The organism is Hydrogenimonas cancrithermarum (genome assembly GCF_030296055.1).
Taxonomy (GTDB): Bacteria; Campylobacterota; Campylobacteria; order Campylobacterales; family Hydrogenimonadaceae; genus Hydrogenimonas; species Hydrogenimonas cancrithermarum.
The window spans coordinates 1,549,448-1,561,094 of the sequence record NZ_AP027370.1; the positions used below are offsets into that span (position 1 = coordinate 1,549,448).

At 52.0% G+C, this 11,647-nt stretch carries 9 protein-coding genes and 1 tRNA gene; 8 read left to right on the forward strand and 2 right to left on the reverse strand.

What is annotated here, in order from left to right:
- Positions 1-13: 13 nt before the first annotated feature.
- The 4 genes from QUD54_RS08125 to QUD54_RS08140 all read left to right on the forward strand — a co-directional run bounded on the left by QUD54_RS08125 (position 14) and on the right by QUD54_RS08140 (position 4,959).
- Positions 14-679 (forward strand): LexA family transcriptional regulator, encoded by a 666-nt coding sequence (locus QUD54_RS08125; RefSeq protein WP_286336230.1) that lies wholly within the window; start codon positions 14-16, stop codon positions 677-679.
- Positions 676-3,282, forward strand: a complete 2,607-nt coding sequence (locus QUD54_RS08130) for a sensor domain-containing protein (protein ID WP_286336231.1) — start codon at positions 676-678, stop codon at positions 3,280-3,282. The genes QUD54_RS08125 and QUD54_RS08130 overlap by 4 nt, the downstream gene beginning before the upstream one ends.
- 182 nt (positions 3,283-3,464) lie before the next feature.
- Complete coding sequence (locus tag QUD54_RS08135) at positions 3,465-4,484, forward strand: aldo/keto reductase (RefSeq protein WP_286336232.1); 1,020 nt, start codon at positions 3,465-3,467, stop codon at positions 4,482-4,484.
- Positions 4,456-4,959 carry a Mut7-C RNAse domain-containing protein gene (locus QUD54_RS08140; protein WP_286336233.1) on the forward strand — a complete coding sequence of 168 codons (504 nt, stop codon included), beginning with the start codon at positions 4,456-4,458 and terminating at the stop codon, positions 4,957-4,959. Before QUD54_RS08135 ends, QUD54_RS08140 begins: the two co-directional genes overlap by 29 nt.
- A gap of 24 nt (positions 4,960-4,983) precedes the next feature.
- Here QUD54_RS08140 and QUD54_RS08145 read toward each other — a convergent pair.
- Positions 4,984-5,059 (reverse strand) — tRNA-Glu (locus QUD54_RS08145).
- Positions 5,060-5,135: 76 nt separating this feature from the next.
- On the opposite strand from QUD54_RS08145, the gene QUD54_RS08150 reads away from it, so the two are divergent.
- Both QUD54_RS08150 and nfo read left to right on the forward strand, forming a co-directional pair.
- Complete coding sequence (locus tag QUD54_RS08150; protein ID WP_286336234.1) at positions 5,136-5,615, forward strand: hypothetical protein; 480 nt, start codon at positions 5,136-5,138, stop codon at positions 5,613-5,615.
- Between the two features lie 110 nt (positions 5,616-5,725).
- Positions 5,726-6,571: a deoxyribonuclease IV gene (nfo, locus tag QUD54_RS08155; RefSeq protein ID WP_286336235.1), complete on the forward strand. Its 846-nt coding sequence runs from the start codon at positions 5,726-5,728 to the stop codon at positions 6,569-6,571.
- A 3-nt stretch (positions 6,572-6,574) separates the two neighbouring features.
- On the opposite strand, the gene QUD54_RS08160 is transcribed toward nfo, so the two are convergent.
- Positions 6,575-8,707 (reverse strand): hypothetical protein, encoded by a 2,133-nt coding sequence (locus tag QUD54_RS08160; protein ID WP_286336236.1) that lies wholly within the window; start codon positions 8,705-8,707, stop codon positions 6,575-6,577.
- 130 nt (positions 8,708-8,837) lie between these two features.
- Here QUD54_RS08160 and QUD54_RS08165 point away from each other — a divergent pair, with 130 nt between their 5' ends.
- Entirely contained in the window at positions 8,838-10,070 is a 1,233-nt protein-coding gene (locus tag QUD54_RS08165) for an OmpP1/FadL family transporter (RefSeq protein ID WP_286336237.1), read from the forward strand.
- Positions 10,071-11,624 carry a fatty acid--CoA ligase gene (locus QUD54_RS08170; protein ID WP_286336238.1) on the forward strand — a complete coding sequence of 518 codons (1,554 nt, stop codon included), beginning with the start codon at positions 10,071-10,073 and terminating at the stop codon, positions 11,622-11,624.
- Positions 11,625-11,647: the final 23 nt, after the last annotated feature.

Here is an 11,647-nt window from a genome sequence, read left to right on the forward strand (position 1 = left end):
CTAAAGAGGTAAAATGCTCTCTTTCGATGAGGTACTTTCCAGGCTTAAAGATATTTTGAGTGTCGAGGTGGGTGAACGCAAGGTTTTGGACAAGGATGTCGCCGAAACGCTTGGAATCGCACCGGCCTATTTCGCGGTATTGAAAAAACGCGGATCGGTTCCTTTCGCGCAGATCGCCGACTTCTGTGCACGGCGCAAGATCAGTATCAACTGGCTTCTCTACGATCAGGCTCCGAAGTCGCTGGAGGAGAGCACGGAAAAGGTCGCGACGATCCGCTACTTCAAACAGATCAATGCCTCGGCCGGCAGCGGGGCACTCAACTGGCAGGAGCGTTTCGAAACGATTCGTATCGACGAAGCACTGGTCGGACTCCTGGGAGGCAGAAAACATTTGAAATATATCGAAGCGCTGGAGGTACGCGGAGATTCTATGGAACCGCTTCTGTATGACGGTGACCTCGTGGCGGTCGACCGCAGCCGGCAGGCGGTGAAAAACGGATCGGTTTATGTATTTCGGATCGGGGAAGAGCTTTTCATCAAACAGCTGGAGAAACGAAGAGACGAAGATCGATGGGCTTGTATCTCTTTCAATCCCGCTTATCCCGTTATCTATACCGATCCGGAAGAGATTCATCTGATAGGCGAAGCGATCGCCGTGATGCAGAAGGGAGTTGCGTGAAAGGGTACGATCTGCAGCTTCGCCGCCAGCTTGTCGATATGATTTACGGCGCCATTCCGTTTAGCGTCGTCATCAATATTCTTGCAGGACTCGTCATTTTGGCGACCTATTGGCCCAAATCGCAGGAGAGTGCCGTACAGTGGTTCAGTCTGGTTATCGTCGTCATGTTCTACCGCCTTGGCATCTACCTCTATTACAAGGCCTATCAGGAGGAGATGGCGATAGGCCTTGCGGAGATATTGCAATGGATAGGGACATTTTTCAGTGCGTTGGTGTGGGTGAGCGGGCTTTGGTACTTCCTTGGAAAACAGGGAATCGCCTACGACTTTTTGATGGCATTCGTGATGGGGGGCATGGCATCGGGGGCGATCACGACACTCTCGGCCGATCGTATGACGACCGTGACCTATATCTTCGTGATTCTCGGCGGAACGGCACTCTGGCTGCTGGTGAGTCCGAATCCGATCGAGGTGATGATGGGGGTTTTGGTACTGGTCTATCTCGCCTTTTTGATCTCCAGTTCCGGAAGAATTCACAAAACGCTTGTCGATGCATTGATGCTTCGCAGGGAAAATACGCAGGCGATTCGGGCGCTGAAAGCGCATCAGGCGCAGATGGATCTCATCTTCGACAATGTCCCTGTCGGTATCTTTTTTTACGATACGGAGTTCAAAATCGTCAACGTCAATCAGTATTTCGTTCAGATTTTCGATTCGAGCCGGGAGAAGCTCATCGGTTTGGACCTGGAGGATATCACCGATAAACGGATCGAAGAGACGATACGGATTCCGATCGAATACAACGGCCTGGAAGATGGATACTACGAAGGGGAGTACCATGCGACGACGAGTGACATCGATGTTCTTGTCCGCATTCGTACCACAGCGCTCAAAGATTCCAAAAACCGCCTAGTGGGTGCCATCGGTATCGTGGAAGATATCGCCCAGGAGATGGAAGACAAGCGAAAGATCGAGTCGTTCGCCCAGTTTTACATCCAAAATCCCAACCCTGTCATGCAGATCTCATGCAAAACCCATGCGGTTTTAATCGAAAACGATGCTGCCAGAAAAATTCACGAAGGACTACTCAGACGTGCCCCTACCCGGTGGGAACGCTTTTTGAGGAGAGTGTGCGACGGTGAATACAAAAGCCTGGATTTGCGATTCGACGAGAAGATCTACCAATTCGACATCATGGTGCTGGACGAAGAGAAGATCAATCTTTACGGTCGGGATGTGACAAAAGAGAGGATTGCAAGAGAACGTGCCGACTATCTGGCCTATTATGACGAGCTGACGGGACTTCCGAGAAGAAAGCTCCTTTTCGAACATGTCAAAGTGGCGATGCTGCGTGCCGAACGAAACGGAACGACGAACGCCCTGCTCTTTCTCGATCTCGACAACTTCAAACAGATCAACGATTCGATGGGACACGATGTCGGAGACGATCTGCTCATACAGCTGAGTGAACGTTTGACCAATCTGATGCGTACCGGCGATATCGTTGCGAGACTCGGAGGCGACGAGTTCGTCATATTGATGGCCGACATCGAAGGGGATGCGGAAGAGGCCGCGATGAAGAGTGAAATCGTCGCACAAAAGATTAAAGAGGAAGTATCGAGGCCGTTTGCCATCAAAGGGCGGAAGCTTCATTTCAGCGCCAGTATCGGTGTGACGCTCTTTACGTACGGACGCGACTTTTTCGATCTGTTGAAAGAGGCGGATGTGGCGATGTACGAAGCCAAAACGGCAGGGAAGAACGGCGTCCGGATTTTCGATACGGCACTCGAAATGATTACGGGAGAGAAGAGTGAGCTTCTGCAGGATCTTCACAGTGCGATAGAGAGGGATCAACTGGCACTTCTCTATCATCCTCAGATCGAGATATCGACGGGCCGATGCGTCGGAGCGGAGGCGCTTCTTCGCTGGGAGCATCCTCGTCGAGGGGTCGTTTCACCCGATATTTTCATTCCTCTGGCCGAAGAGAGCGGGTTGATTCACGAAGTGGGACAGTGGGTTTTGCGTCGGGTCGCACAGGATTGTACCCGTTTGAATCTCGATTATATCGCTGTCAACGTAAGCATCAAAGAGTTTGTGCGCAGTGATTTCATCGAAACCATCAAAACCATGGTTCGTGACGGCGAGATCGATCCTTTCCGTATCGAGCTCGAGATGACGGAATCGGTCTTTATCGAAAACTTCGAAAGGACGAACGAGAAGCTTCAGGAACTTCGGGAAATGGGTTTCAGATTCAGTATCGACGATTTCGGTACGGGTTACTCTTCGCTTGCCTATCTGAAAAACCTTTCGATCAAAACTCTTAAAATCGACCGTGGATTTGTCAAGGATATCGGTATCAATCCAAATGACGAGGTCCTGACACGGACGATTATCGATATCGCGTCGCATTTCGAGATGAAAACGGTCGCGGAAGGGGTCGAGAACGAGACGCAGTTGGCATTTTTGAAGAAGTTCGGGTGCGATCTTGCGCAGGGGTACTTTTTTACCAAACCCATACCGCTCGACGCGTTCATCGAATGGCTGGGCCGACGGTGCGAGTCAGTTGCGGCTTCGGATGATGCGGACAACAAGCCTGAGAAGTGAGGTTCCGAGTGTCGCGGCCGCGATGACGGATGCCGCTCCCAACAGAGTGAACGCCGTCCATTCCATGGCTCCTCCTTTGGAAAATTTCATGACTGACAGAGGTGTGTAACGTCAGTTATAATGATAAATCGGTTCTTTCAATAAAGAGTGTATGGTTTGTCAATCAGTGTTAAGGATGAAATATGAACTATCGCTATATCGGCAAAACAGGTTTGAGAGTTTCGCCGCTCTGTATGGGAACGATGACTTTTGGATCGTTCTGTGACAAAAAGAGGTCGTTTGCGATCATGGACAGGGCGTATGAGCGGGGAATCAATTTTTACGATACGGCCGAGCTCTATCCTGTGCCTCCCCGAAGCACATGGGCCGGTACGACGGAGGAGATCGTCGGGGAGTGGATGAGAACGAAGCCGCGTGAATCGATCGTCCTGGCGACGAAAGTGGCGGGTGCGGCGAGTGGCTGGTTCGTCCCGCCGATCCGTCACGGCCTGACGGCGATCGACCGCTTTCACATCGAACGGGCGGTCGAAGGGAGCTTGAAGCGGCTGAAAACCGACTATATCGACCTCTATCAGATGCACTGGCCCGATGCGGTGGTGCCGATCGAAGAGAGCCTGGAAGCGTTCGACCGGCTGGTACAAAGCGGGAAAGTCCGCTATATCGGTACCTCCAACGATACCGCCTATGGGCTGACGAAAGCGAACGAAGCGAGCCGTTACCTCGGGCTGGCGCGTTTCGAGTCGATCCAGAACAATTTCTCGTTGCTCAACCGCCGTTTCATGGATGAGTTGGCAACGGTCTGCCGTAAAGAGAAGATATCCCTGCTTCCCTACGCTCCGTTGGCCGGCGGTGTTTTGACCGGTAAATACAATGGAGAGTTTTTCCCGCCGGATGCACGGTTTACGAAGTACCTGAACGACAAAAACCCGCGTGTGCGGGCACAGGCGACGAAGTATCTCAACGACAAGACACTCGAAGCGACGGCACTCTACATGGAGATCGCCCAAATGGCGGGAATGCGTGTGACGACACTTGCGACGGCATGGAGTATGCAGCACGACTTTGTCGCCTCTTCGATCATTGGGGCCACACGTGTTGAGCAGCTCGACGAGACACTCGCGGCACTCGACGTCACTCTCGACGATGAGATCATAAAAGCGTGTGACGGGGTCCATGAAGCGATTTTGTATCCGATGGGATAGTTCTCCCCGTTTCGTCTGTGACGTCCATCTTGCCAAAGTCGCGAAGTATTTGAGGCTGTTGGGGTTCGATACGCTTTACCGCAACGATATCACGGACAACGAACTGTTCGGTATGTGCCGCTTTGGACGCATCGGAATCACCTGTGACAGGCGTTTGCAGGAGAGACTGCCCGAATCGATCGTGGTGTTGCCGTGTGAAGAGGCCCCGAAGCAGGTCAGGCGCCTGAGTGCGATGTTCGATCTCGCCCGATACGCCCACCCATTCAGCCGGTCGCTTTGCTGTAACCGGACGATGCAGCCGTGTGACAAGCGTGAGTTTTTTTCCAAAATTCCGAAAGAGACCTATCGGTGGCGGAATGGGTTTTGGATCTGTCCGAAATGTAAAAAAATCTACTGGCAGGGAACGCATGCAGGCCGCATGCGTCAAAAAATAATAGATTTGCTTGGTGTATCAGAAAAAGTGCTAAAAGCTTAGGAGGTTGTTTCGAGTAGAAAGAAGTGGTGACCCCTAGGGGACTCGAACCCCTGTGACAAGGATGAAAACCTTGCATCCTGGACCGCTAGATGAAGGGGCCATCAACGGCTTTGTGGGTGAAATTATAGTGAATTTAACTTAAATTATTATAAAATTATGGCCAAAAAAGGAAAAAATTGAAAAATTTCTGTAAAACGCTTTTTCTGGGGCTTTTTTTCCTGTTGGGTGGATGCGCCAAACACTACTATGAAGCGCCGAAGGCGGCATTGATCGTCATCAAGTCGCCCGAATTGAAATATGCCGATATGGGATTTGTCTACAGGGGAAAAAAACAGATAAAGGTGCAGATCTACGCCTCGGGCCATGCAGCGTTCACACTGACGATTGGAAAACGTATCTGTGTCGATTCGCAATGCATGAGCGAAGAGGCGTTTTACAGGAAGTATCTGCACGTACGCTACCCGCAAGGGACACTGGCCCACATCTTTTCGAAAAGAGCGATTTTTGGGGGTGAGGACCTGCATGAAGAGAAGGGCAAAAAAGTACAGCATATTTACGAAGCTGGCAGATTTGATATAATCTACGCCTTTGACGCGACCTCGGTCCGTTTCAAAGACAGAATCAACCATATACTTATCAAGATTACGGAGAAATGATTTATGTCCAATAATAAATACGTTGGTGCCCACGATATCTCGATACGGGGTGCTGAATGCACGCCGAAATCGAGTAAAATCGTTAAGATCGAAACAGTGGGAGGTGAGATATGAAGTATGTCGGTGCCCACGTTTCCGCTTCCGGCGGTGTCTTCAACGCCCCTTTGAATGCCAAAGCCATCGGTGCGAAAGCCTTTGCCCTTTTTACGAAAAACCAGCGCCAGTGGACGGCGAAGCCGCTCGATGAAGAGACGATCGAGAAGTTCAAAGCCAATCTGAAAGCCAGCGGCATCGATGCCAGACATGTCCTGCCGCACGACAGCTACCTGATCAACCTGGGACATCCTGAAGAGGAGAAGCGTCAAAAGAGTCTGGACGCTTTTATCGATGAGGTCAAACGGTGCGAACAGCTGGGACTCGACAAGCTCAACTTCCATCCCGGAAGCCATCTGAAGAAGCTTAGCGAAGAGGCGTGCCTCGATCGTATCGCAGAAGCGATGAACATTACGCTCAATGAAACCGAAGGGGTGACACTCGTCATCGAAAATACGGCGGGACAGGGGAGTAACCTGGGCTATAAGTTCGAGCACCTCGCCTATCTGATCGACAAAACAGAAGATAAAAGCAGAGTCGGTGTCTGTCTCGATACCTGCCACACCTTTACGGCCGGTTACGATTTGCGCACGAAAGAGGCGTACGACGAGACGATGAAAGCGTTCGACGAGATCGTTGGATTCGAGTATCTGAAAGGGATGCACATCAACGACTCCAAACCGCCTCTCGGAAGCCGTGTCGACCGCCACCACTCTCTTGGTTGCGGCGAAATCGGCTGGGATGCCTTCAAATACATTATGAACGATCCGAGGATGGATGATATACCGCTGGTTCTGGAGACGATCGACGAGTCGATCTGGGCCCAGGAGATTCGGGCTCTTTACGATCTGGTGGAAAAGTGATCGTCAGTTGACGATTCTCGAAAGGTTGGCATCGATAGCCACTCCCTGGGAGTAGATGAAAGAATCCATCTGTGTCTGCATCTCGATCGTCGTATCGAGGTTGTAGTCAGGGATGAAGAGCGACCGGTGATTTCCGCTCTGGAAGAAGGTGTAAACGTCGTCTGACGTTTCGGGGAAGATCGTTTTGGTGGTTTCGCCTTCTGCAAAATAGGAGGTGATATCTTTCGCTCCCATCAGATGGACAATGGGGACTCCTCCTGCAAGTGGTGCGGCAGCGACCGTATTCGGAATGACATCGTCATCCTTCACCAGGTGTAAAAGAAGTCTCTGTTTTTCGGCCACTTTGTTCGCATAGTTGAGGGGGTCCGCATCATCGAGGATGGTCTGCATCGCGACAGTGAATGCCGCGAACTCGTTCGTACCCGGTTCGAGTCCGGCACCTTTCAATCCTTCGATGACCGCATCTCCGAATGTTTGAGAGTTGAGCATGATGTCTGTAATGCCGCCTCCCGGCATCGAAAGAAGAACGGTAGCGAGCGAAAGGCCCGCTTCATCCTGGTAGGAGAAGTAGCCAAAAGGTGCGATCGTTCCGAGAGAGTGGCCTACATAGGCGATTTTACTTTCGTCAAAATTCAACCCATTGACATTTTTCTGTGCGGAGGCGATGGCGTTTTGCAATGCGATGTAGTCGGATGTACTCTGCCGGATATTGTCCCGTGCGGTCAATAGGCTGACGAAATTGATGTAGTGGATGCCCGAGGTGTCCGGCTTTCCGTCGGGGACTTTTGCGAGAATGGTTTCGTTTTCGTCCTGGGTAAGAAAATCGAGATTGAACGTGCGTTCGTGATCTTTGTCGTATAGAGGATTCGTCGGATCGGCAATCCCATGCAGAGGCAGGTCGATACCCACGACGGCGTAGCAGATTTTCGCGAACGCTTCGGAAATCGCCAGAATGTCGAGGCGGTTTCTGGTGATACCGTGTTGGAAGATGGCGACCGGCCATCCTTCGGATGGTTCGGTACATCCGGAGCTGCTGCCTGGAACGGCCGCGAGAACGGGAATGGTCACTCTTCCTCTCTCCTGTGGCATGTCGCTACCGGCTGTGAAAACGAACGATTCGGTAATGGGTGCCGTCGGATCCTCGGGTGTCGGAAGGGCGAGATAGTAGGGAAGATTCGCGAGTATGCCGGCGTACACTTCGGCATTTCCTGTCATCGTCGCGTTGATCTCGGCCACTTTTGCAGAATCCCCGAGCCCGGCATAATAGGCCATCAACATATCCTTCGACGTCGCATTGGTGTCTTGCAGTCCCAGATAGGCATCGCTCGTGCCATTTTGGGCGATTGCCTTCGCGACCTTTCCGATGCTTTGGGTCGTAAAGCTCCAGACGGAGACCACATCGGAGGATGTGATGTTTTGGTCCCGTTGCGCGACGGAAAGCATCTGCTGTGTCAGCTGTTGAATGCCTGCGAGCTGCACCAGCGTGGCCTTGTTGACGTCTGGATCGCTGTCGAGAATGACGGTCGGCTTTCCTGCGGCATCGAAGAGCGGTGTGTTGTTGATGAGAAGCGATGTGACGTAATCGGGTTCGATCGCTTTGCCGGTAGCGGTTTTGATGCCGTTCGTCATGAGAACCATATAGTGGGTGTGGCTCTCAAGCGGCTTGAGAGGCAGTATGGCGATTTTCCCATTCGAATAGGTCGCAACATAATCCTGTCCGAATGAGAGTTCGGAGACGATTTTTATTACGACAGGAACGGGAGAGGTGGCATTGGATTCGGTCGCATCGACTCGATAGAAGTGGAGATTACCCGGCAGTGTGGCACTGTCGATGTCGTTACTGACACTCACGCTGATGGGTGCCGTGGTCGAAAAGCCGTCGAGTGTGTCGAGTGCCGCTTTGACCGCCGCATCCTTGTCGCTGGGATCGAACGGGATGTTGACCGTCCCGTCGGCAGGTTGTCCCTCGGCCGGTGCGAACAGAATATCGTTCGGATACGGGATGTCACCCCCTTTGGTATCCATGACGACATAACCTCCAACCGCGTCGGAGGCGCTGAAGTTGTCGGCCGTTTCGCCGCACCCGGACATCAACAGTACAGCAGCACCGCTTAATGCAATGATCCACGCTTTCATGATCGCAATCCTTCTCGTTGTGAACTCTTTCGAAACATTTTATAATCTTAAGTTTGAGGCGTAGATTAATTTAATCATTTTTTATCATATCTTCGGTAGTATTGCTACAAAACCGCGCAAGGATCGATCGATGAAACAGACCACATTTTTGATGCGTGCAGCCGTAACGAGCATGGCGGCTGCGACAGTAGTGATGGCGAGTGCTTACAAAATTCCCGAGCAATCAACGCGTTCGATGGCACTGAGTGCCGCTTATGTCGCCGGTGCCGATTCGGCCGATGCCAGTTACTTCAACCCTGCCAACATGAGCTGGGTGGAGGGCAATGCACTGCTAGAAGCGGGCCTCACCTATATCCATCTGCCGGAGGTCGAGTACAGAGGCAGTGTCGCAGGCGTACCGGCGGATGACAACTCCAAAACGGAAGATTTTCTGCTTCCCTATTTTCATTATGTGAGCCCGAAAGTGGACAACTGGCGTTTCGGCCTCTCGCTGGTCGAACCGGGCGGCCTTTCGAAGAAGTGGAACGGTACGGCGCAGAAGATGAAAGCGGAGGAGTTCACGCTCGCCGTGATCGAGCTCAACCCGACCGTATCCTATGCCGTAACGCCCGAGTTCAGTATCGGTGGCGGTGTGCGTCTCATCTACAGTGACGGCAAGGTGAAAGCCTATCTTCAAGATGCCTATGCGGAAAATATGACCGGAGACACGATAGAGTTCGGTTACAATCTGGCCCTCTCCTACAAACCGCAGCCCGAGACGACACTCAGCGTGACCTACCGTTCCAATGTCGATCTCGACCTTGAAGGCAGCTCGAGCGGGTTTATCGCCGTTGGTTCTCCCCAGCTTCCTTACTACGATACTCCCGGCGGTGTCAGTGTCCCTTTGCCGGCGACGTTGGCACTGGCAGCTGCCCATACATTCGGCAAGACCCGTGTCGAACTGGTCTATGAGCGAACCTACTGGTCGAAATACGAAAAGCTCGATTTCCATTTCGACGACGACACGGTCGATGCGATTTTCGGCAATCCGATCGACAAAGATTGGTCCGATACCAATACCTTCCGCATCGGTATCACTCATCGACTCGACGAAAAGTGGACGTTGATGGCCGGCTACGCCTATGACGAGTCGCCGATCCCCGAAAAGACGCTTGGGTTCGAACTGCCCGATGCCGATGCACATATCTTCTCTTTGGGTGCCATTATGCAGGTCAACGAAGATTTCGAAGCCGGTTTCAGCCTCCTCTATGACAGCAAAGACGAGCGCACCGTCCATACCCCTCCAAATGAAAACGGCATCGATGGCACCTTCAAAAAAGGGGGTGCAATCCTTACCAATATCTCACTTGGATACAGGTTCTAAATGGAGTATCCTTACGAGAATTTCTATGAGATGCTGGCGGTACATGCACGAAAAAAACCCCGCCGTCCCGCCATCTTTGTCGGCGATTACAAGCTGACATACGGCAGATTGCTCAAAAAGGTCGATACACTTGCGCGTTTTCTCGAATTGAGCGACATCAAAAAGGGTGACCGTGTCGCCATTTTCATGCAGAATGCCAAAGAGTTCGTCATCAGTCTCTTCGCCATTACGAAGATCGGTGCCGTTGCGGTTCCGATCAACACGTTTTTAAAGAGCGAAGAGGTCGCCTACATTCTCAACGATTGTGAAGCGAAGATGGTAATGGCATCGAGTGAGTTGAAAAAGGTGGTGGAGCCGTTGTGGGGGATGACGGGTATCAAACGTATCGTCTGGGAGGGCGAGTACGAGTCGCTCGACAACAAAAACATCGGTTTCGACGAGATTTTCGAGATTCTCAAGAGCCACGAAAAGATGGAGCTTCCGAAAATCGACGATCTCGCCGTCATCATCTACACCTCCGGCACCACCGGCAATCCCAAAGGGGCGATGCTCAGTTACCGCAACATCATGCATAACTGTATCGCGATCGGTGAGTTGACGAAATTCACGCGCAAAGACCGTTTTATCGTCTATTTGCCGATGTTCCATGCCTTTACGCTGACGGTGACGGTCATCATGCCGTTCTATTACGGAGCGTCGTTCGTGCTGATCCGCAATATCATGCCATTCAGCAATATCATCAAGCAGATCCTACTCAAGCGGGTGACGATGTTCGTCGGTGTGCCGGATGTCTACAACGCGCTCAGCCGCGCGAAGTTGCCGTGGTATTTTATGTGGTTTCAGAAAGTGCGCTACTTCGTCAGCGGCGCCGCGCCGCTCAGCGAAGCGACGATCGATCGGTTCACCTCCAAGTTCAGCCGCGCGAAACTGCTCGAAGGGTACGGCCTGAGCGAGTGTTCACCTGTCGTATCGGTCAATCTGCCCTCATTGCAGAAACCGATGTCGGTCGGTCCGGCGGTTCCGGGTGTGGAGATCAAAATCGTCGATGACAACATGATGGAGCTTCCCACCGGTGCGATCGGCGAAATTATCGTCAAAGGGGACAATGTCATGCAGGGCTACTTGAACCGTCCGACCGCAACGGATGAAACCATCGTTAACGGATGGCTTCTGACCGGCGATATGGGATACCTGGATGAAGATGGATTCCTCTTTATCGTCGATCGCAAGAAAGATCTGATCATCTCCAGAGGCATCAACATCTATCCGCGTGAGATCGAAGAGGTGATCAACGGTTTCGAGGGAGTGGGGGCTTCGGCAGTCGTCGGTATGCCGGATGAAAAGTCGGGTGAAGTGCCGGTCGCCTTTATCGAACCGGCAGAAGATGAAACGGTCGATGTCAAAGCGTTGCGGAAATATCTCAAAGAGAAGCTGGCCAACTTCAAGCAGCCCCGCGATATCCGCATCATCGACGAACTGCCGAAAAACGCGACGGGCAAAGTGCTAAAACGCATTCTCAAAGAGGAGCTGAAGCAAGAAGCCACCGCTTTTTGAATTCGGCCCTTTCGGCAAACAAC